Raw genomic sequence first — 21,286 nt, 5'->3', positions numbered from 1 at the left:
TCCGCAGGTGTTCCTTTCACCTAATGCGGATTTGCGGCAGTTGCAAAGGGTCACGCAAAAGCGAAGACGAAACCAAATTGCGCGCCCCAGTAGAGCGGCCAGATCAGATAGGGCGTCAGCTTGTGGGCGGGATGGTTCGCAGACAGCAGGAACTTTTCCGTTGCAAGGATCAGATCGGACGCGATGAAGGCGATTGCAGCAGGGAACGCCCATCGCAAGGCACCTGTCTGGGGCAGGGCCAGCACGGTGATCCCCATGCCAAGGATGATCGGTATATAGGCCAGAACAGGGCCTTTCAGGTCTCCGGCGCGGGGGGCAAGCAGGGTGGCCATGACAATGCCCAGAATGACCAGAGACCACACGATCGCGGGGGCATCCCAGATCAGGCTGGCGGAACTGGCGGGATGAGACAGGAACAGGGCGATATAGGCGAGATGCCCGGCGGCAAAAGCGGCAATGCCGGCCATGAACGTGGCATCCGTTTCACGCGACAACAACGCGTCCCCGGTCGCGCACAGGGCAAGCGCAACGACCAGCATCCATGGGCCGCCTTGCAGAATCGCAATGGCTGCCAGCATGGCGACCGAGGCGGTCTTCAGCACAGTGCGCAAGGAACCGGCCGGTCGGGCCGTCAGGGGCAGGTATCCCAATGCGCAGCCTAGGGCGATCCAAAAGAGAAGGGTTGTCATGTGACCTCACCGCGGTTTTCGAATACCTTCATCCCGAGCGCGGCATATAATCAAGCGCTTACGTGGAGTTAAGCGTGTTTCCCTAACCCCTGGCCAAAGGGTGAATGGCATAGCGGGATCGCATCTGACACAATGGGCATATGTTCCGAGCGCTGATGATTCTCGCCTGTTTTGCCACGCTGCCCGCTGCGGCCCAAACCCCTTTGTCCGGCCCCGAATTCGACACCTATACGCGGGGCAAGACCCTGTTTTACGGGTTCGAAGGGCAGGTCTACGGGGTCGAACGTTATTTGCCCAACCGCCGCGTGATCTGGTCTTTTCTGGATGGCGATTGCAAGGAAGGTGTCTGGTATCAGCAGGAAGAGCAGATTTGTTTCATCTACGAAGACCGGTTTGACCCGCAATGCTGGGTCTTTACGCGATCTGGCGGTGGCCTTGTCGCGCAGTTTGAAGGCGACCCGCAGGCGACCGAGCTGTACGAGGCGGAAGATATCGGGGAAGAAATGGTGTGTTATGGCCCCGATGTCGGGGTCTGACTAGGTCACTCGAAGCTCATCATAGCTGAGCATGACATGCTCCTGATACGGGCGTCTTTCTGTCAGCTTTTCGTAATAGCGACGCAGGTTTGGCAGGAGCGCGCGGGATATGCCGATGTCGTAATAGCGGTAAAGGATATGTCCCAGCTGAATATCGGCCAGCGTCAGATCGGACCCGCACAGGTAGGTGTTTTCTGACAGCCGGGTGTCGGCAAGTTCCAGTTTGCTGTCCAGTGCGGCAACGGCCTGCTCAATCGCGTGTTGGTCCTGCTGCGCCGGGGCCGTCCGCACAACCTGCCAGAACACGGGCACTGTGAAATCCATTGCGACATTGATCTTGGCCCATTCCGCCCATTTGTCGATTTCGGCCCGTTGAACCGGGTCGCGTGGCCAGAAGGCATTCCCGCCATAGGCATTCGCCAGATAGCGCAGGATTGCGCCGGTCTCCCACAGCGGTGGGTTATTGCCATCCTGTAATACTGGGATGGTGCCGTTCGGGTTCAGCTTGCGAAAGGCATCGGTGTCCAGCCCGCCGAACCTGTGCCCTGCATCGTGGCGATGACAGCGCAGATCCAGCTCTCCGACGCACCACATCAGGGCCTGAACATTCGATGACGTTTTGCGGCCCCAGATTGTCAGCATGGCTTAGAACAACGATCCCTGATCTGGTGCATCCGGTTTGGATTTCCGGTTGGGCTGCTTTACGGCTGTCCCGGTGCCAAGGATGCCATCGGCGAATTCGATGTCCAGCGCTGTATGTTTTGCGGCCTCGGCTTTGGTCGTGATGACATTCCCATCTGCGCGGACCACGGCATATCCGCGTTCCAGCGTCGCCTTGTAGCTGAGCGTTTCGCGCAGGCGGTCAGTGGCCTCAAGCTGATGTTTCAGACGATCCAGCCGCGTGGTCTGCGCCGCGTTCATCCGATCAGCAAGCCGGGCAAGGTTTTGCGCGTGCTGGCCGATCTCGCGTTGAAACGGGCGCAGGGACAGGCGTGAAGACAGGTTGCGCAATGATTCCTGCCGGGCCGAGACCAGAGTGCGCAGAGTTGACGGGCGCAGATGGGCCGACAGTTCCACCACTTGCAGGCGACGGTTTTGCACTCCTCGTGTCAAAGCCGGGGTCAAGCGATCCGCAATCAAATCAAGGCGTTGACGGGGGGAATTCAACAAACTTTCCGGGCGCGGCAGGGCGCGGGACAAATCGCGCAGCCTTTGCGAACGGCGCTGCACCGCATCCGTTGCCGCGCGCGACAGGCGGGCGCCTTGCTCGCCGGTCCAGGCGAGCAGTTCGATGCGGACCGGCACGGCCAGCTCTGCCGCAGCTGTGGGTGTAGGCGCACGGCGGTCCGAAACGAAATCGATCAGGGTCGTGTCGGTTTCATGCCCAACGGCCGAAATCAGCGGTATGTCCGATGCGGCGGCGGCGCGCGCGACACTCTCTTCGTTGAAGCCCCAAAGATCTTCGATCGACCCACCGCCACGGGCCACGATGATCAGGTCAGGACGGGGCAGCGCGCCACCGGGTGTCAACTGGTTGAACCCTTCGATGGCGCGGGTAACCTCGGGGGCGCAGTTTGCACCCTGCACGGCCACCGGCCAGATCAGCACCTTGCGCGGGAACCTGTCCCGAAGCCGGTGCAGAATGTCACGGATCACCGCGCCCGAAGGCGATGTCACAACGCCGATGATCTGCGGAAGATACGGCAGGGGCTTCTTACGCTCGGGCGCAAACAAACCTTCGGCCTCAAGCTGTTTCTTGCGCTTTTCCAGCAAGGCCATAAGTGCGCCCTGACCGGCAACGGCAACTTCATCGACATTCAGGTTGTATTTGGACTGTGCGCCAAAAGCGGTCAGGCGACCGGTGACGACAACCTCCAGTCCTTCCTCTGGCACGACTGAGAGGCTGGAAACCTGACCCTTCCATGTCGTGCAGGCCAAAACGTTACGGTCGTCCTTGATGTCGTAGTACAGGTGCCCGGATCGGGCCTTGAACACGCGGCCAACTTCGCCGCGCACGCGGATTCGCCCGAACGCGCCTTCCAGCGTGCGCTTCACCTCGCCCGATACCTCGGAAACCGTGTATTCAGGGGTGTTTTGGCCCGGAATCGGGTCATCAAGCAGGTCGGACATTTCAGCGCCTTGTTTCAATTGCTCACCCAGCTTAGAACGCCGCGCAGGCGAGGCCAAGCAGATCGGAGACGACCCCATGAACATCCTTATTCTCGGCAGCGGCGGGCGCGAACACAGCCTGGCCTGGGCAGTGATGCAAAACCCCAAATGCGACCGTCTGATCGTGGCGCCGGGCAATGCCGGGATCGCTCAGATCGCGGAGTGTGCCGCTCTGGATATCGAAAACGGCGGGGCCGTCGTCAGCTTTGCCGAGGAAAACGCGATTGATTTCGTGATTGTCGGTCCCGAGGCCCCCTTGGCCGCCGGAGTGGCGGATCGCTTGCGCGAGGCCGGGGTGCTGGTTTTCGGACCGTCTGCCGAAGCGGCCCGGCTGGAAGCCTCGAAAAGCTTTACCAAGGAAATCTGCGACGCGGCACATGCGCCCACCGCCGCTTATGCGCGGTTCACCGCGCCCGAGCCCGCCAAGGCCTATATCCGCGAACAGGGCGCGCCCATCGTGGTCAAGGCCGATGGTCTGGCCGCCGGCAAGGGCGTGATCGTGGCCATGGACGAAGACACGGCGGTTGACGCCATTGACGACATGTTCGGCGGTGCCTTTGGCGGGGCCGGGGCCGAGGTCGTGATCGAAGAGTTTATGGACGGCGAAGAGGCGTCTTTGTTTGTTCTGTGCGACGGCCAAAACATCCTGTCTATCGGCACGGCCCAAGACCACAAGCGGGTGGGCGAAGGGGATACCGGTCTGAACACCGGGGGGATGGGTGCCTATTCTCCGGCGCCGGTCCTGAGCGCGGAAGTTGAAGCGCGCGCGATGGAAGAGATCGTGCGCCCCACCATTGCCGAGATGAAGCGCCGGGGCACGCCGTTTCAGGGAATTCTTTATGCGGGGCTGATGATCAAGGACGGCCAGCCGCGCCTTGTGGAATATAACGTCCGTTTCGGGGATCCGGAATGTCAGGTCCTGATGATGCGTCTGGGCGCGCAGGCGATGGACCTGTTGCATGCCACCGCCGAAGGGCGGCTGGGCGAAATGCGGGTCAACTGGGCTGACGATCACGCGATGACGGTCGTGATGGCGGCCAAAGGTTATCCGGGAACCTACGAGAAGGGCACGGTCATCAAAGGGTTGGACAGCTTGCCCGAGGACAGCAGCAACATGGTGTTTCATGCGGGCACAAGCGAGGCTGCGGGGCAGGTGCAGGCCGTCGGCGGGCGCGTTCTGAACGTGACCGCGCGCGGAAAAACGCTGCAAGAGGCGCGCGACCGGGTGTACCAGATGGTTGATGCCGTGGATTGGCCCGAAGGGTTCTATCGCAGCGATATCGGCTGGCGCGCTTTGGAGGGATGATCGGGCAGGGGGCTTTGCCCCCTCGGCCTTGCGGCCTCCCGGCGCTGCGCGCGTTCGCGGTTGAAATCGTCCACTGGACGATTTCCTTTCAACTGCTCACCCTCCAGGATCTTTTTGGCCAGATGAAGAAGCGGATCAGCAATCCAGGGCTGATGTGAGATTGTCGCGGTGTTTGAGCGGACCGAGGTCCGTCAGATGCCAGCCATCCTGATAGGAAACGCGGATGATCCGCGACCAGTCGGCGCTGGCGAGGATCATTTCGGGATGGTCGCCACAGCTCCTCAGGCCGCCGGAAATGAAATCCTCACCGATCTTGTGGTTGGTCAGGCCGGGCAGAGCAGCGATTTCGGTCAGTCCACCATCTTTGAAGCGCCAGATGCGCAGGGTTTTGGCCAGGTGGGGGCGGTCAATATAGGCGATTTCAATAGTGCCGTCACCATCCAGATCAGCAGCACCGACCGGGGCGAGCCAGCGGAATCGTGCGCCGATATGAGGTGTGGCTGCGATTTTTTCGCCAGCGGCGTTGTAGATCGCAAGCTGAGCGCCTGTTGTGTCCTGCGTTTCAACGACAATTGCTTCAACCGCGCCGTCCCTGTCGATGTCTGCCAGACGCGGCGCAAGGTCTTCGAATACACGGTCCTGTGGCAGACGAACCGTTACGACTGTGTCATCGACCACAAGTTCCAGCGCGCCGTATTCGATATTGTCACCCAAAACGCCATGCGCGTATCGCGTGGTTGGTTCCGCGAAGCGGGCGTCGGTGATGGTATCCGCCGCGACGGCGATTGGCAGCGCGCACCACAGGCCAAAAGGGAGCAAAGCGCTGCGCACCCGACATTGCCACAGGCGGGCGGGCTGACGCGGCGCTTTGTTGGGCATCAGATCTGCTTTTCAGGCATCTGGACAATCAGGCCGTCCAGCGCGTCGGTCACCTTGATCTGGCAGGTCAGGCGCGAGCGGGCCGGGTCGGGCTCATAGGCGAAATCCAGCATGTCCTCTTCCATGTCGTCCTTGGCCGGGATTTTCTCGACCCAGTCGGGGTGAACATAGACATGGCAGGTCGAGCAGGCGCAGGCACCGCCGCAATCGGCCTCGATGCCGGGAATGTTGTTGTCACGGGCCCCTTCCATGACGGTCAGTCCGTTGGCGACCTCGACAGTGTGCTCGGTACCGCCATGCTCGACATAGGTGATCTTTGCCATTGCGTGCGTCTTCCTTTTGCGATGTTCGAAACCTTCCTTAGTGAAGGGAGTTAGGTGTTTCCAGCCTCATTTGCGACTCCTTACGCCGTGTCTGGACTTTCCTGTATTTTGTTCTATTTTTGTTCTCATGCTTGTTGCCCCTTTTCACCACGCGGTTTCAAACCGGAACTGGCCGCGACCGCCGTCCTGTCTGCCCTCCGCCCAGTTGGATGCCCCGCCCGAAGGGGCGCGTGTGGCCGTGGCCGGGCTGGTGATCCTGCGGCAGCGGCCGGGGACGGCCAAAGGCGTGATCTTTCTGACGCTTGAGGATGAGACCGGGATCGTCAACGTGGTGGTCTGGCGCAAGATCTACGAACGCTTCCGCCGTGCGGTGATCTCGGGGCGGTTGCTGAAGGTGACAGGCCGGATGCAGCGGGCGCATTCGGTGACCCATGTGATCGCGGAAGAGATCGAGGATATCTCGGACATGCTGGACCTGCTGGTGCAGGGGCAGGGTTAGGTCTGTCGTGCGGATCAATCCAACATTGTCCGTCGCAGTGCCGCAAACCCGCGTCTGGAGAGCGGGCGATATGTTTTCTTTGCCTCAAATGTGTGTTTAAGGCGCTTTTCCGCCACTTGAATGCGGGATGGTCGACTCTCCGGCGCCGGGCGCGTAGTGACACGCATCTTTGCGCATCGGCTTGTGTCAAAGCTCGGGCCGGATTGCGCATCACTCAACGTCTTTTCAGAGTCAGTTCGGATGCCCAACGCAACACACCAAGGATCGCTCGAAAAAACCGTCTCACGGGACGAAAGCCGGATTTCCGACCGTCTGGCAGAGCTCTCGGAACTCACACGTTCTGCGGGGTATGTTCACACCGCCCGAATGATCGATGAGGCGTTGAGCGCTTATTCCTTCGAACGCAGACAGGCTGAGACTGCAAAAAGGCTTCGGTCAGAGTTGCAGCAACTCAAGCGGATTGAAGCGTCGCGCTCGTATGACGAAACGGATCGAAAGCCGCATTTGGTTCCGAACTTTCGGTCCCGGCGGTCGGCAAAACCCGATGGGATGCTGTTCGACGGGGCCGAGCGTTCTGACGGCGCAGCCCAGAAAGCCGGGGCGCGCAACGGGCAGGCCGCATTTGTCCTGACGACCCGGATGCGTGTTGACGGGCGGAACGTTGCAAGGCTGCGCAATGGGCACTGGACAGGCATATCCATGTCTTTCCCCGCGGAACCTGAATTCCAGTTTCGCTGACAGGTCGCCCCACGCCAAGGATCCGCTGCCGGGGGTGCTGGTCGTGTTGGCGCGGGGCGGAGTAACCTAGTACGGGGACAAAGCGGGCCATACCTGCACCGCTGTAACGGTCGGTTTCACTAAACAGCCAGGCTATCCGAGTGAACGTTTACCGAACCAGAAGCACACCAAGATAGACAATGTAAGCAAGCACAAAGAGCCCGCCCTCGCGCCGACTGATTGACCAGCCGCTTCGGGCAAAACCGATAAGGACAAGCGTTGAGGCACACAGAACCCAGATATCGAGACGAATAATCTCGCCAGGGATGACCATAGGTTGCACCAGGACAGTTACACCAAGGATACCCAAGATGTTGAAGATGTTACTGCCCAAGACGTTCCCGAGTGCGACATCTCCCTCACCTTTCCGAACTGCGATGATTGAAGTGACGAGCTCCGGCATTGAGGTTCCGATTGCAACAATCGTCAGCCCGATTACCGTCTCCGAAAGCCCCGCTGTCTCAGCAAGAGACACGGCACCTGTCACCAAGAGCTTTGCCCCAAATATCGTAATCGCCAGCCCTGCAACGGTGATCAGCAACGACACGGCAAGAGATGTTTCTGGGCCGACTACGGCTTCTGCTTCGTTCTCGTAGACAGCTGCGGCTGGCGTGCCTTCGGACCTATACTCAGACCACAGCGTGAAGCCCAGATAGGCCGCCAAGGTGACGACAAGCCCTGCGCCGATCAGCCGGCTGATTTCGCCGTATAGAACTACGCTTAAACAAAGGAGAGTGACTATCACGACCGCCGTACCATCCCGGCGGAGTGCTCTCGGATTCACGGCGATAGGCGCGATGAGTGCTGCGATGCCGAGTATCAGAAGAACGTTTCCAATGTTGCTGCCGACAACATTCCCAATCGAAATGCCTGAAGAACCGGAAAGCGCGGCTTGCAAGCTTGTAACCAGTTCCGGTGTTGACGTTCCGAAGCCGACCAGTGTCAGTCCGATGACCATCGGTGATATACCGAACGACTTGGCAGCAGAAACCGATCCGCGCACCACCAATTCGCCACCGATCACTAAGCCAACAAGGCCAAATACGACAATTAACGCCGCGTACATCTTGAGTGGGTCTTTCTGAAGGATTTCCGTCGCTCATGTAATGATTTGCCAAACCTATACAATAGCAAAGGCGGATATTCGCGCATCACGCAGCATACGTCAGATTGGCCGCAAACCGGCCATGGATCAAACCTACCGCTTGAACAAAACGCTCTGCGCCTGCTTGTCCCGGTGATCCCCTCGCAACTCGGCATACAACGCGCGTCCGGCCTGAACGGCTGGGCGGGCGCTGACGGTCTCCAGCCAGCGGGCAAAGTGCGGTTTGTCCTCCAGCACCTGCTGCTGGCCTTCCCACAGGCTGGCCCAGCCCCAGATCGACATGTCGGCGATGGAATAGAAATCGCCCGCGACATACTCGTTTTCGGCCAGCCGCCGGTCCAGTACGCCGTAAAGTCGCGCGACCTCGGCGCGGTAGCGGTCCTTGGCATAGGGCAGGTCCTGCGGCGGGTCCAGTTGCGGGGCATATTTCAGGAAGTGATGCGCCTGACCCGCCATCGGGCCAACGCCGCCCATCTGCCACATCAACCATTCCTCGACCGCGATCCGGTCACGCTCGGACGTGCCATAGAACCGCCCGGTCTTGCGGGCCAGATACATCAGGATCGCGCCGCTTTCGAAAACCGAAATAGGTGCGCCATCCGGCCCGTCAGGATCGACAATGGCGGGCATCCGGTTGTTGGGCGCGATCTTCAGGAATGCGGGATCGAACTGGTCACCCTTGCCGATATTGATCAGGTGGGTGGTATAGGGCAGCTCCATCTCTTCCAGGGCGATGGAAACTTTCCAGCCATTCGGCGTCGGCCAGAAATACAGATCAATCGGGTCAGCCATGTGTTCTCCTGATGTTGACAGGGATCATGCGGGTTTCTGCCGGTTCGGCAAGTACCGCTTACGAAAGCGTGACCAAAGCGCAGGCCGGGCTTGACCGCGAACCGCCCGAGGCGTATTGCGATCCTGAAACTACGTGGCGATTTGTTACCGGATTGCGGGCCACGCTAAACAACACCGCTAAAAGGTCAGGATGAAAGACCCCTTTCGCTTGGCCGCGTCTGGGGTTTTTTGTTTGCCTCCACCCGAGGCTGAAAGGAATGAGATGAGCGAGAACTGGAACAAACGCACCCAAGCCGTCCATGGCGGCATCCGTCGCAGCCAGTATAACGAGGTGAGCGAGGCGATTTTCCTGACGCAGGGTTTCGTCTACGAAAACGCGGAACAGGCCGAGGCCCGGTTTCTGGAATGTGGCCCCGACGAGTTCATCTATGCCCGGTACGGCAACCCGACCGTGTCCATGTTCGAACAGCGCATCGCGGCGCTGGAAGGCGGCGAAGATGCCTTTGCGACGGCCTCGGGCATGGCCGCCGTCAACGGCGCGCTGACCTCGATGCTCAAGGCCGGGGACCATGTCGTTTCGGCCAAGGCGCTGTTCGGTTCGTGCCTCTATATCCTTGAAAACATCCTGAGCCGCTATGGCGTGGAGGTGACCTTTGTGGACGGCACCGACCTGGAACAGTGGAAGGCGGCGATCCGCCCGGACACCAAGGCCGTTTTCTTTGAATCCATGTCGAACCCAACGCTTGAGGTAATCGATATCGCTTCTGTGGCCGATCTGGCCCATGCGGTCGGAGCCGTTGTCGTGGTGGACAACGTGTTCTCGACCCCGGTGTTCTCGCGCGCGATCCAGCAGGGTGCGGATGTGGTCGTCTACTCAGCGACCAAGCATATCGACGGGCAGGGTCGTGCGCTGGGCGGTGTGATCATCGGAACCAAGGACTTCATCCGCGGAACAGTTGAACCCTATCTCAAGCATACCGGTGGCGCGCTGAGCCCGTTCAATGCGTGGATCATGCTCAAGGGCCTTGAAACGATGGCGCTGCGGGTCAATGCGCAGGCCGAAAGCGCGCAAAAGATTGCCGAGGCGCTGGAAGGGCACCCGGCATTGGAACGGACGCTTTACCCCGGTTTGAAAACCCATGCCCAGAACGCACTGGCTCAGACCCAACTGGGCGGCAAGGGCGGGACTGTGCTATCGCTGGACATCAAGGGCGGCAAGGATGCGGCTTTCGCCTTCCTGAATGCGATGACCATCCCGGTGATTTCGAACAATCTGGGCGATGCGAAATCCATCGCGACACACCCGGCGACAACAACGCACCAGCGTCTCAGCGACGCGCAGAAGGACCAACTGGGCATTACACCGGGTCTGATCCGCTTTTCCGTCGGGCTTGAGGATGCCGGTGACTTGCTGGCCGACCTTCGGCAAGCGTTGGAAGCATCGCAGAAATAAACCAAAGCCCCCCCGCGCCCTTTGCGTGCGTGGGGGGCAGGCTGCCTGCCCACGCGACCATTTTGTTTCGGGCGGCTGACAGGCGTGCCACCCGCTGTTCCCACCTTCAAAAGGCGCTAACTGTTGCGAGATGACGGTTTTGCGCCGGATTTTTCAATCCGGGCTGCTATTGCCGACGTATCGGGTTAGACTGGTAATAGACCATCAGTCATATATAGTCCGACGACCAACCAAGGAACTGCCGCTGATGAATGTTCACCCGCGCGACATTGATGAAAAACCGGATCGGGACAAGGCTGCCGAGGCTTTGAACGTTTTGCGGCAATGGGCCAAATCCGCCTCGGAAGCCGAGATAAACCAGCTTGACCCGGCTGTGGCCCGGCTGCTGCCCGGTCTGGCGGCGGGCAACTATCCGCCCTTTTCGCGCGCTTACCCCGATGACTTTGCCGTAGATGCGGCGTACCGCGCATCCTTGCCGGATTTGCAGAACGGCCCGTCCAGCCTGATCCGTGGGGCCAAACAGCAGATCCAACATGTGGGTATTTCGAACTTCCGCCTGCCGATCCGGTTCCACCGGAAAGAGGGCGAAGACCTGACTCTGGAAACCTCGATCACCGGCACGGTCAGCCTCGAGGCCGAGAAAAAGGGCATCAACATGTCCCGGATCATGCGGTCGTTCTACAAACATGCGGAACGGACCTTCAGCTTTGAGGTCATGGAATCCGCCCTGGACGATTACATGTCCGATCTGGACAGCTTCGACGCCCGTATCCAGATGCGCTTTTCCTACCCGGACAGGATCAAAAGCCTGCGCTCGGGCCTTGAGGGGTATCAGTATTACGATATCGCGCTGGAACTGGTCGAACAGAACGGTGTGCGTCAGAAGATCATGCACCTTGACTATGTCTATTCCTCAACCTGCCCCTGTTCGCTGGAACTCAGCGAACATGCCCGGTCGATGCGCGGTCAGCTGGCGACGCCGCATTCGCAGCGCTCCGTCGCACGGATCTCGGTTGTCGTGGACTGTGATGCGGATTGCCTGTGGTTTGAAGACCTGATTGCGCTGTGCCGCCGCGCGGTTCCGACGGAAACGCAGGTGATGGTGAAGCGCGAAGATGAACAGGCTTTTGCCGAATTGAACGCAGCCAATCCGATCTTCGTCGAAGATGCCGCGCGCCTGTTCTGCGCCGAGTTGCTGGCAGATCATCACGTCGGTGATTTTCGCGTTGTCGCAAGCCATCAGGAAAGCCTGCACAGCCATGACGCCGTGTCGATTCTGACCGAAGGCCCAACCTTCGCCGCGTCCAGCCTTGACCCGAAACTGTTCACGACCCTGTTTCACGTTGGCTGAACGTCTCGGGTAAGTGGCTAGAATTTAATCAGAGATTTACCTGATCGGCGCTCATTCGCCGCAGCGCAGCAAAAATGCTGCAATTGCGCGAAAAACTCCTGTATCCTGACGGGGAATGCAGCTTCGGCACACCGGCGCGCTCAATGGTGTGTCACCCGAAAGGAAGCCGAGACGTGAGACGCCTTGGACTGCAAGACCCCAACCTCCGCCCGGACCCCCCGAGCGGGCAGGGCGCTTTACCCTTACTTTTCTGGCTGCATCGTTTTCACAGGAGATCTATGGAATGAATCCGATTACCCAACCGCTGGAGCTTCAGGCCGCGGCTATACGCATGGCTGGCTATGCGATCGTCAACCAGATCAAGATCGCACAGATCATGACCCGTTCGGCACTTGAACTGCCGATGGTGCCGGTCCACGCTCTGCACCTGGCAGCATCAGCACCGGGTCCAGTGGTGAAAGCTCCGGCGGAAAAACCGGCGGCCAAACCCAAACCCGCCGCGACGCGCACGAAACGCGTACCGGTGAAATCGTCAACGGCCAAGAAAAAGCTGGCCCGCAAACCTGCGCCGGCCAAGCCGACGGCCAAATCGGTTGAGTTTTCAGCCAGTCCGCGGCCCAAGGCAGCCCCCCCGGCGGCAGCCAAACCGACACCAGCGGTTAATGATGAAAAAGCAGTGAAGCCTGTTGAATCCTCGGCGACACCTGCGACCGCAACCGTGCCACCCGTAACACCCAATCCCGCCCCTGCGGCACCGGCGCCTGTTCAGGCAGCGCAGGTCAAGCCGACACCGGTCGATCCTGCCCCGGCCAAGGTGCAGGCGAAACCAGCCCCGGCGACGGAACCGCGCAAACCGCAGGCGCGAAAAACTCGCGCCCCGTCCAAACCACCTGTGATGCCCGGAGCAGATGTCAAAAACTGACGGGTAAACCGGGATCATCTGCTTGACACGGTCGGGTTGGCACGCCAACCCTGCGCGTCATGATGGATCTTCGCCCGGTCGGATATGTGATTGGCTTGCTGGTCGCCATTCTTGGGGCGACCATGCTGCTGCCTATGCTCGCGGACCTGATCGAGGGGCGCGGCGAATGGCCGGTATTTCTGGAAAGCGCCATTATCACGACGCTGACCGGGGCCGTTCTGGCGATGAGCTGCTCGAACGGTGTGGGTGAAGGGCTGACCATCCGCCAGACCTTCCTGTTGACAACCGGAGTTTGGGCGGCGTTGCCCCTGTTTGGGGCAATTCCGTTTCTGTTCGGTGAAACCGAGCTGCGCTTTGTCGATGCGTATTTCGAGGCGATGTCCGGCCTGACAACTACAGGTTCAACGGTGATTTCCGGGTTGGACACGCTACCGCAGGGGCTTTTGCTGTGGCGCGGTATCCTGCAATGGCTGGGGGGCATCGGGATCATTGTCGTCGCCATGGTGTTCCTGCCCGAGCTGCGCGTTGGTGGCATGCAGATTTTCCGCTCGGAAGGCTTTGAAACAATGGGGAAAATTCTGCCTCGCGCGCAAGAGATCGCGGGTCAGATTTCGCTCATCTATGTTTTCCTGACACTGGTCTGCGCGCTGGTTTACGCCGGTCTGGGAATGAACTTTTTCGATGCGCTGGTACATGCGTTGACAACGCTTTCGACGGGCGGGTTCTCGAACTATGACGCCTCGTTCGGAACATTCTCGGGGCCTGCCGAATATGCGGCGTCGGTGTTCATGATCTTGGCGGCGCTTCCTTTCGTGCGCTATGTCCAGCTGGCAAACGGCCATACAGCGTCCTTGTGGAAAGACAGTCAAATTCGCGCGTTTCTGGCGACCATTCTGGTTCTGGTCATCATCATGTCGATATTCCTGACATCGGTCTTTCCGCATCACTGGGAACAGGCATTTCGGGAATCTCTGTTCAACATCACCTCGATCATCTCGGGGACCGGCTATGCCAGTGTCGATTACATGGGCTGGGGCAGCTTTCCGATCATGATGTTCTTCCTGATCGGCCTGATTGGCGGCTGCGCAGGATCGACCGCATGTTCGATCAAGATATTCCGCTACCAGCTGCTGTTTGCCTCGATCAAAAGCCAGATCAAACGGATCAGGTCTCCACATGGCGTGTTCGTGCCGCTCTACGATGGGCGGCCCGTGGGGCAGGGTGTTCTGACCTCGGTAATGAGCTTTTTCATGTTCTTTGTCCTGTCGATGGGCGTGCTGTCCTGGGCGCTGGCGCTGACCGGTCTGGACTTCATCACAGCCGTTTCCGGGGCGGCGACCGCGCTGGCCAATGTCGGTCCCGGTCTGGGCGATCAGATCGGACCAGCGGGCAATTTCGCAAATCTCAACGACACGGCCAAATGGTTGCTGACAATCGGGATGCTGGTGGGGCGGCTCGAGCTGTTGGCCGTTTACGCGATCTTCACCGTTCAATTCTGGAGAGGCTGATGAAAAGACCCCTTGGCGCGCAGATTTCGCATATGCTCAAGGATCGTGGCGTGGACGTGATTTTCGGCATACCCGGCGTTCACAATCAGGAAATGTATCGCGGCATCGAAGAAGCTGGCATCCAACATGTTCTGGCCCGGCACGAACAGGGGGCGGGGTTCATGGCCGATGGGTATGCCCGCGCAACCGGCAAGCCGGGGGTTGCCTATGTGATCACCGGACCCGGCCTGTGCAACATCATGACGCCAATCGGGCAGGCCTACAGCGACTCGGTGCCGATGCTGGTGGTGTCGTCCTGCCTTGATGAAACACAGGCCCTGCGCGGCCAGTTGCACCAGATGAAGGACCAGTGTCTTGCGGCCGGAACCGTTGCCGACTGGTCGGCACGGGCCAACTCGGCCGAGGCCGCCTATGCACTGGTCGAACGCGCCTTTGAAGAATTCGAGCTGTTGCGCCCGCGTCCCAAGCATATTCAGGTGACTATCGCGCAGTTGCAGGCCGAGGCTGACCCGGCACCTTTCCCCAACCAGCCCGCGTTGCGCACCAAGGCGTTGCCACCCGACGTATCGTCGGTTGTCTCGATGCTGAACCTTGCGCGCAGGCCGCTGTTCATTCTGGGGGGTGGTTGCAAATCCAATGACTGGCGGCAGATTCTGACACAGCTAGGGGCGGCCTGCTTTACCACTTATGCAGGGCGCGGGCTGCCAGGCGCAAACTATCCGCTGGACTTCGGCGCATCCCTGCCGCGCCCTGGCAGCGCCGAGGTTATCGCTTCGGCGGACCTGGTCATCGCGGTCGGCGCAGAACTGGGCGAGGTCGATCTGTGGCGCAGCGACCTTGGGCATTCGGCAACGCTGATCCGGGTTGACCTTGATCCCGAAGTCCTGTCCGACCACCATCGCGCCGCGATTAAACTGCAAACCGACAGCGAAAGCTTTGCCCGCGCCTTGTGGCAGGCGACCGAAAACCTGAAACCGGCAACCGGCTGGTTGTCCGATGAAATTTCCGAAACCCGCGCCCGGTGGCGGGCCGAGGTGGATGCCGAACGGCCCGGAATTGCAGCAGTGGCCGATGCGCTGCGCGCCGCGATGCCTGCTGATACCATGATCTATTCCGACATGACCCAATTCGCCTATGTCGCGAAAGAGGTGTGGGACATGGCCTATCCGCATCACTGGCACCATCCGACCGGGTTCGGAACGCTGGGCTATGGTCTGCCGGCCGGAATTGGCGGAGCGGTGGCGCGGCGCGGCAAACCAACGGCGGTAATCGCCGGGGATTACGGGTTCCACTATACGATGCAGGAACTGGGTGTTGCGGTCGAACTGGGATTGTCGCTGCCGATCATCCTGTGGGACAATGGCAAGCTGAAAGAAATCGAAGACAGCATGGTGCGCAGCCAGATCGCGCCCAATGCGGTGGTGGCGCATAACCCGGATTTCTGCAAACTGGCCGAGGCTTTTGGCGCGCGCGCCTCAGCGCCTTCATCTCTGGCTGAGATGCAGAGCGCGGTTCGCGCGGCGTTTGATGCACCTGTCCCGACCTTGATCCACGTGACCCCGGACATTCTGTAACAAATAAAAGCGCCGCAGGTTCATGCGGCGCTTTGGTGTTTCAATATCTGCGCGGGCTCAGTCCCAGCAGTGCACCAGAACCGTCATTCCGGTTGCGCGCCGGTTCAATTCGTTGGGGGAAATCCGGGTAGTTTCCTCGCTCGACAGACCGGAAACACCGGCTTTCGTCAGGATTTCTGTCAACCGCTCGACCGTTGCCGCAAGGCTGACAGACGCGGGCAGCGTGCGCCCCTCTGACGGTGTCGGCAGCAACATGCCAACCACGTTGCCACTGTCGTTGAAGACCGGTCCGCCCGCATCGCCGGGCTGTGCGTTCAGGGCCAGCCGTTTGATACCTGTCTCGCCGTTCAGGCCACGGATATCCGCGATTTGACCGTAGGTCAGCGTCGGTGCGCCCAAAGCCCCCTGATAGGAAAAGCCGGATACGGCCACTTCGGACTGAATGCGCGGCTGGGTGGTGCTGAAAGCAGCAACACTCATGGGTGCAAGGGCTTTTGCAGGGCGCAGGACCGAAACACCAAGCTCCTGGTCCGTCAGCGCCAGTTGAACCTCCTGATCCCCCTCCAGGGTGATCCGGGTGCAGCTTTCGGCGGCTTCCGACACCGTCAGAACCGTGCCGTCCGCACCAGCGAAAAAGCCCGACCGCGACAGCCGCGGCTTGCGGATCTGAAGACCCGAGACCAGATCGATGCGCTGTTCCGCATCCGCACCGGCGGCGGCATCCAGAACCGCGTCCGTTGTGCTCAGGCTGGTCGCCATCGCAGCCAGAACACGCAGGCGGCGCGCCTCGTCCCCTTCGGGCCAGACCAGCGTAAAGCCCTTGATCATTCCATCGGCCAACCGCGCCTGCGTGAATGAAACGATCCCATTGCCGCGCCCTTCAAGGGTAAACTGGTCGCGGCCCAGCTCACGCGGGCCGTTCAGCGGAACAATTTCAAGCGACTGCATCACCTGGTAAAGGGCGCGCAGCGTGTTCTTGTCACCCTCCTGACTGATCAAAAGGGCCTGGGTCTTCAGATCCGAGGCGCTTTTGAAATGCACGAACGGTGCCTCATAGCGGTCAAAGCTGACTGTACCCAACGGCATGTCCAGCGCAATTCCGGCCGCGTCATCGGAATACCGGTCCATCCCGGCCGAGATCAGCGGCGCGTTGTATTCATCCATCAGGGCCTTGCGCTGAGCCGTGGTCAGAACGCCCGTCGCCTCATACCCGTTGAACCGCTGCCAATCGCCCATCGACCGGCGGGTTCCCTGACCGAAAGCACCATCAATGGTCGAATTATAGAACCCAGCCGCTTGCAGGGCCGTTTGCAAGTCTTTCCGTTCCTGCGCCGTCAAAAGACGCTCGGACTGCAATGCTTGTGCGCGGGTTTCATCCGAAACCTGTGGGGTCGCGATTGTCAGGGTTTCTTGCGGCTGCGCTGCCGGTTCCGTCGGCGCGCTTACAGCGTCGCGGTTCAGGGCGTTTTCGCCGACGGGCCAGAACTGTTGCCCCAACGAGCTTGAAAACGCGACAAAGCTGTCACGCGGGATCTGCCCCTCGGCCCGGTAAACGCGCAATACCTGCTCGGCATCCCCGCGTGCATAAGGGCCGATCACGATGGCATACCAGCCACTGTTCAGCCGAAACCCGTTCACGTCGGGCAGGGTGCTGGCATAGGCTTGCGCCCGGTCCTGCGCTTCGCGCAGCGACGGCTGCGCCTCGACCTGAACCCAGACGCCGGGGTCTTGTTGAGCGGTCGCGGCGCGCAGGCCGACCAGAAGAAACAAAAGAACTGCTGAAAATACGCGTGTCATAGTCTGCCCGTGTTATGCGGTGTTTGTACTGAGGGGCAGAATACGCGATTTCATTTGCCAAATACCATGCTGTGAATGCGGGGAATTTGTGGTGTGGCCGCGCAGATACAGCCGCAGCCCAAAGCCCCGTTGACGCCCCTCGGCCCCTTGCATAGGAAGGGCCAAACCGACCGGAACCGGGCGCACGGGGCGCCCAGAGGGAATGTCATGACCGAACCGACCAGCGCACCGCGTTCATTTCAGGAAATCATCCTCAGGCTTCAGTCCTACTGGGCCTCGAAAGGCTGTGCGATTCTGCAACCCTATGACATGGAGGTCGGGGCGGGGACGTTCCATCCCGCAACCACTTTGCGGGCGCTGGGGTCCAAGGCCTGGGCCGCAGCCTATGTTCAGCCGTCGCGCCGTCCCACGGACGGGCGCTATGGCGAAAACCCCAACCGGCTTCAGCATTACTACCAGTACCAGGTGCTGATCAAACCCAGCCCGCCGGATTTGCAGGAGCTGTATCTGGGCAGCCTTCAGGCCATTGGCATCGACATGGATCTGCATGATATCCGCTTTGTCGAAGACGACTGGGAAAGCCCTACACTCGGCGCGTGGGGGCTTGGCTGGGAGGTTTGGTGTGACGGAATGGAAGTCAGCCAGTTCACCTACTTCCAGCAGGTCGGCGGCCATGACTGCGCGCCTGTCTCGGGCGAGCTGACCTATGGGCTCGAGCGTCTGGCCATGTATGTGCTGGGCATCGACCACGTGATGGACATGCCGTTCAACGATCCGCAATCCCCCAGCGCTTTGACCTATGGCGACATCTTCAAACAGACCGAAGAGGAATACGCCCGCTGGAATTTTGACGTCGCCAATACCGAGGTTCTGCTGCGCCATTTCGAAGAGGCCGAGGCTGAATGCGCCACGATCCTGGCGCAGGCGCATGACGATCCGAAAACCGGCAAGCGCATCATCATGGCGCATCCGGCCTATGACCAATGCATCAAGGCGTCACACATCTTCAACCTGCTGGATGCGCGGGGCGTGATCTCGGTCACCGAACGGCAGGCCTATATCGGGCGCGTGCGGGCGCTGGCCAAGCAATGCGCGGATGCCTTTGTGCAGACCGAGGCGGCCGGGTTCAGCGCCGGATGAGGCGATCAGGCCAGTCCCGGCAACAGGGCTTTCAGGCCGTCCGCAATCATGCTGACGGCGATAGCCGCCAGAATCATCCCCATAAAGCGGCTCATGATCACGCGCGCGGTGTCGGACAGGCGTTGGGCCAGCCAGGCCGCGTTCCAGAACGTGATCAGAAGCAGGCCGACAATAGCAAGGTATACACCTGCATAAACAAAGGCTTCTACGGGCTTCTTGATCTGGTGCGCATACAGGATCAGCGTGGTGATGGTGCCGGGGCCGACCAGAATGGGAAAGGCCAGCGGATAAAAGGCGACGGTGTCGGGTTCGGGGTAAGCGTCCTTTTCCCCCTTCGTCCCGTGATGAGAGGTGCTTTCGTGTCCGTTCAGCATGTTCAGACCGATCATCATTACAACCAGACCACCGGCGACGCGCAGATGATTGACGCTGATGCCAAAAAGGCCAAGCGCCTGACTGCCGACCAGGGCAAAGGCACCGCCAAGGATCAGGCAGTAGATCACGGTTTTGACCGCAATCTTGCGCTGTTCGGTGGCAGACAGGTCCTGAGTGACGCTCAGAAACACCGGCAGGTTGGTGACCGGGTTCATGATCGCAAACAATGCGCCGAAAAATCCGACGGCAAAGGTGGATTCCATCGTGTAGACCTCGTTTCTACCTGTTCCCCGATGAAACCTGTCCTATTTTACAAGAACTTGAAAGAGGCGGTCTGAAAGATGACGGGAAAACTGCTGGCAATTCTTCTGCTGCTGTCGGCCATCGTGGCAGGCCTCGGCATGTATTATCTACAGGTCTACGGCTATTATTATGAGGTCGAACCGCAACCGGGGCAGGACGTTGCCCTGACGACGGATGCGAACGGTGTGCCCGAGCCCATCGCCTATTCCGGGTTTCAGGCAATCGACGCGGACAGTTCGCCGATCCGGTATCGCGCCTGTTTCGAAACCGAATTGATGCCAGACCAGATGGCTGGATACGTGCCTGTCGAAAACCCTGAACCCCTGACTGCACCGGGATGGTTTGAATGCTACGATGCGGTGTCATTGGCGGATGCGCTTGAATCCGGGCAGGCGCGGGCGTTCATGGGGGTGAAGAACATCCACTTCGGCGTCGACCGGATCGTGGCGATCTCCGCGGATGGCAAGGGCTATGTCTGGCACGCGTTGAACAATTGCGGTGAAAAAGCTTATGACGGTACCGTCGTGGGCGAGGAATGCCCGCCGCGCCCGGAAAACTGAAGGAGCAGACCGTGGGCCATGTCATAGAAATCCCCGATTTCCTGACGGCCACTCTGGGGTTTGCGGTCTTTCTGATCGGGGCCGAGATCAATGCCCGTGTGGCAACCCTGCGCAATTTCAACATCCCGGAACCCGTAACAGGGGGCCTGCTGGCTTCGCTGGTGGTTCTGACGTTCTATCTGGTATTCGGGATTGAACTGTCCTTTGGCCTGACGGCCCGCGATTTCCTGCTGGTCCTGTTTTTTGCCGGGATCGGCCTGAATGCCCGCCTGTCTGACCTCATTGCGGGCGGTAAGCCGTTAATCTTGCTTTTGATTCTCACTCTGGCGACGATTGTCTTTCAGAATGTGATTGGTGCCGCTGGGGCGGCGATCTTCGGCTATCCCGCACAGGCCGGTGTGTTGTTCGGATCGGCCGCCCTGATCGGTGGGCACGGTACGGCAATCGCATGGGCGCCGGACGTGGCGCAGGCAACGGGGTTAGACGGCGCGACCGAACTGGGTGTGGCCGTCGCCACCCTTGGATTGGTGCTTGCCGCGCTAGTTGGCGGCCCGATTGCGCGCCTGCTGGTCGAACGGCGCGGCCTGACGCCTGACCGCCCTGACGAAGAACCCAGCGTCGGATTGCCGGATGAGCATGACGGGCACACCACAAGCATCGATCATCTGACCGTCATGCGCGTCCTGCTGCACCTGAACCTGGCGATCATCTTGGGATATGCACTGAATGAATCAATTGCTGCCGCCGGGCTGAAACTGCCGCTGTTCGTGCCTTGCCTGATCATGGGCATCGTGATCGCCAATCTGCGGGACGCGCTGTTTCCCGGCGCTCCGAAAGTGTCGCGCACACCATCGCTGGCGCTGATTTCGGAATTTGCGCTGGGCGCGTTTCTGGCAATGTCGCTGATGAGCCTGCAACTCTGGACCATTGCGCAGCTTGGCATGGCCATTGCCGTGATCATGACAGCGCAGACGGTGTTCGCGGTGCTGTTCGTCCTCTGGGTGCTGTTCCCGGTCATGGGGTCCAACTATCGCGCGGCTGTACTTGCCGCCGGATTTGGCGGCTTTGCGTTGGGGGCCACACCCACCGCTATCGCAAATATGACAGCCGTGACCAAGCGATATGGCCCATCGCCTATTGCCTTTATCGTGCTGCCCCTTGTATCCGCCTTCTTTGTGGATATCGCCAATGCCATCGTCATTCAGACGATCGTCAATTTCTAAGGACC

General features: G+C 60.0%; 21 protein-coding genes and 1 riboswitch. Of the genes, 12 read left to right on the top strand and 9 right to left on the bottom strand.

All coding sequences use genetic code 11. From position 1 onward, the window contains the following. Nucleotides 1–50 precede the first annotated feature (50 nt). A complete protein-coding gene (locus I9188_RS04730; protein ID WP_209504270.1) occupies nucleotides 51–689 on the bottom strand; it encodes a lysoplasmalogenase in 639 nt (212 codons plus the stop codon). A 140-nt stretch (nucleotides 690–829) separates the two neighbouring features. On the opposite strand from I9188_RS04730, the gene I9188_RS04725 reads away from it, so the two are divergent. Next, nucleotides 830–1,225, top strand: coding sequence for a hypothetical protein (locus I9188_RS04725; RefSeq protein WP_209504269.1), 396 nt, complete (start codon nucleotides 830–832; stop codon nucleotides 1,223–1,225). Here I9188_RS04725 and I9188_RS04720 read toward each other — a convergent pair whose 3' ends face one another. Then, nucleotides 1,226–1,867: a glutathione S-transferase family protein gene (locus I9188_RS04720; protein ID WP_209504268.1), complete on the bottom strand. Its 642-nt coding sequence runs from the start codon at nucleotides 1,865–1,867 to the stop codon at nucleotides 1,226–1,228. A 3-nt stretch (nucleotides 1,868–1,870) separates the two neighbouring features. Further along, nucleotides 1,871–3,355 (bottom strand): exodeoxyribonuclease VII large subunit, encoded by a 1,485-nt coding sequence (xseA, locus tag I9188_RS04715; RefSeq protein ID WP_209504267.1) that lies wholly within the window; start codon nucleotides 3,353–3,355, stop codon nucleotides 1,871–1,873. A gap of 76 nt (nucleotides 3,356–3,431) precedes the next feature. Here xseA and purD point away from each other — a divergent pair, with 76 nt between their 5' ends. After that, complete coding sequence (gene purD, locus I9188_RS04710) at nucleotides 3,432–4,700, top strand: phosphoribosylamine--glycine ligase (protein WP_209504266.1); 1,269 nt, start codon at nucleotides 3,432–3,434, stop codon at nucleotides 4,698–4,700. A 135-nt stretch (nucleotides 4,701–4,835) separates the two neighbouring features. On the opposite strand, the gene I9188_RS04705 is transcribed toward purD, so the two are convergent. Then, complete coding sequence (locus tag I9188_RS04705; RefSeq protein ID WP_245220416.1) at nucleotides 4,836–5,579, bottom strand: VCBS repeat-containing protein; 744 nt, start codon at nucleotides 5,577–5,579, stop codon at nucleotides 4,836–4,838. Beyond that, nucleotides 5,579–5,902, bottom strand: a complete 324-nt coding sequence (locus I9188_RS04700; RefSeq protein WP_209504265.1) for a 2Fe-2S iron-sulfur cluster-binding protein — start codon at nucleotides 5,900–5,902, stop codon at nucleotides 5,579–5,581. Before I9188_RS04700 ends, I9188_RS04705 begins: the two co-directional genes overlap by 1 nt. 127 nt (nucleotides 5,903–6,029) lie before the next feature. Here I9188_RS04700 and I9188_RS04695 point away from each other — a divergent pair, with 127 nt between their 5' ends. Both I9188_RS04695 and I9188_RS04690 read left to right on the top strand, forming a co-directional pair. Continuing rightward, nucleotides 6,030–6,401, top strand: coding sequence for an OB-fold nucleic acid binding domain-containing protein (locus I9188_RS04695; RefSeq protein WP_209504264.1), 372 nt, complete (start codon nucleotides 6,030–6,032; stop codon nucleotides 6,399–6,401). A gap of 240 nt (nucleotides 6,402–6,641) precedes the next feature. Then, nucleotides 6,642–7,139: a hypothetical protein gene (locus I9188_RS04690; protein WP_209504263.1), complete on the top strand. Its 498-nt coding sequence runs from the start codon at nucleotides 6,642–6,644 to the stop codon at nucleotides 7,137–7,139. 148 nt (nucleotides 7,140–7,287) lie between these two features. Here I9188_RS04690 and I9188_RS04685 read toward each other — a convergent pair whose 3' ends face one another. Further along, on the bottom strand, nucleotides 7,288–8,244 hold the full coding sequence (locus tag I9188_RS04685) for a calcium/sodium antiporter (RefSeq protein ID WP_209504262.1): 957 nt from the start codon (nucleotides 8,242–8,244) through the stop codon (nucleotides 7,288–7,290). Nucleotides 8,245–8,376: 132 nt separating this feature from the next. Then, nucleotides 8,377–9,075 (bottom strand): glutathione S-transferase N-terminal domain-containing protein, encoded by a 699-nt coding sequence (locus tag I9188_RS04680; RefSeq protein ID WP_209504261.1) that lies wholly within the window; start codon nucleotides 9,073–9,075, stop codon nucleotides 8,377–8,379. A gap of 123 nt (nucleotides 9,076–9,198) precedes the next feature. Further along, a riboswitch (SAM riboswitch) is annotated at nucleotides 9,199–9,276 on the top strand. Between the two features lie 61 nt (nucleotides 9,277–9,337). On the opposite strand from I9188_RS04680, the gene metZ reads away from it, so the two are divergent. The 5 genes from metZ to I9188_RS04655 all read left to right on the top strand — a co-directional run bounded on the left by metZ (nucleotide 9,338) and on the right by I9188_RS04655 (nucleotide 15,883). Further along, the gene (metZ, locus tag I9188_RS04675) at nucleotides 9,338–10,528 is read left to right on the top strand and encodes an O-succinylhomoserine sulfhydrylase (protein WP_209504260.1); all 1,191 of its coding nucleotides are present in this window, start codon (nucleotides 9,338–9,340) and stop codon (nucleotides 10,526–10,528) included. Nucleotides 10,529–10,775: 247 nt separating this feature from the next. Next, on the top strand, nucleotides 10,776–11,879 hold the full coding sequence (gene folE2, locus I9188_RS04670) for a GTP cyclohydrolase FolE2 (protein ID WP_209504259.1): 1,104 nt from the start codon (nucleotides 10,776–10,778) through the stop codon (nucleotides 11,877–11,879). A 283-nt stretch (nucleotides 11,880–12,162) separates the two neighbouring features. Next, complete coding sequence (locus I9188_RS04665) at nucleotides 12,163–12,801, top strand: hypothetical protein (protein ID WP_209504258.1); 639 nt, start codon at nucleotides 12,163–12,165, stop codon at nucleotides 12,799–12,801. A gap of 59 nt (nucleotides 12,802–12,860) precedes the next feature. Beyond that, the gene (locus tag I9188_RS04660; protein ID WP_209504257.1) at nucleotides 12,861–14,309 is read left to right on the top strand and encodes a TrkH family potassium uptake protein; all 1,449 of its coding nucleotides are present in this window, start codon (nucleotides 12,861–12,863) and stop codon (nucleotides 14,307–14,309) included. Further along, on the top strand, nucleotides 14,309–15,883 hold the full coding sequence (locus I9188_RS04655; RefSeq protein ID WP_209504256.1) for a thiamine pyrophosphate-binding protein: 1,575 nt from the start codon (nucleotides 14,309–14,311) through the stop codon (nucleotides 15,881–15,883). Before I9188_RS04660 ends, I9188_RS04655 begins: the two co-directional genes overlap by 1 nt. A gap of 57 nt (nucleotides 15,884–15,940) precedes the next feature. Here the strand turns inward: I9188_RS04655 and I9188_RS04650 are convergent, their stop codons facing one another. Further along, nucleotides 15,941–17,680: a serine protease gene (locus tag I9188_RS04650; RefSeq protein WP_209504255.1), complete on the bottom strand. Its 1,740-nt coding sequence runs from the start codon at nucleotides 17,678–17,680 to the stop codon at nucleotides 15,941–15,943. 207 nt (nucleotides 17,681–17,887) lie between these two features. Here I9188_RS04650 and I9188_RS04645 point away from each other — a divergent pair, with 207 nt between their 5' ends. After that, a complete protein-coding gene (locus tag I9188_RS04645) occupies nucleotides 17,888–18,820 on the top strand; it encodes a glycine--tRNA ligase subunit alpha (protein WP_209504254.1) in 933 nt (310 codons plus the stop codon). A 5-nt stretch (nucleotides 18,821–18,825) separates the two neighbouring features. Here the strand turns inward: I9188_RS04645 and I9188_RS04640 are convergent, their stop codons facing one another. Next, on the bottom strand, nucleotides 18,826–19,458 hold the full coding sequence (locus tag I9188_RS04640; protein WP_209504253.1) for a MarC family protein: 633 nt from the start codon (nucleotides 19,456–19,458) through the stop codon (nucleotides 18,826–18,828). A 78-nt stretch (nucleotides 19,459–19,536) separates the two neighbouring features. On the opposite strand from I9188_RS04640, the gene I9188_RS04635 reads away from it, so the two are divergent. After that, nucleotides 19,537–20,058 carry a DUF6446 family protein gene (locus I9188_RS04635; RefSeq protein WP_209504252.1) on the top strand — a complete coding sequence of 174 codons (522 nt, stop codon included), beginning with the start codon at nucleotides 19,537–19,539 and terminating at the stop codon, nucleotides 20,056–20,058. Nucleotides 20,059–20,069: 11 nt separating this feature from the next. Next, nucleotides 20,070–21,281, top strand: a complete 1,212-nt coding sequence (gltS, locus tag I9188_RS04630) for a sodium/glutamate symporter (RefSeq protein ID WP_209504904.1) — start codon at nucleotides 20,070–20,072, stop codon at nucleotides 21,279–21,281. Nucleotides 21,282–21,286: the final 5 nt, after the last annotated feature.

Source organism: Ruegeria sp. HKCCSA071 (assembly GCF_017872555.1).
Lineage (GTDB): Bacteria > Pseudomonadota > Alphaproteobacteria > Rhodobacterales > Rhodobacteraceae > Ruegeria.
The sequence above is the reverse complement of the archived record's forward strand: the minus strand, read 5'-3'. Positions and strand labels throughout refer to the sequence as shown.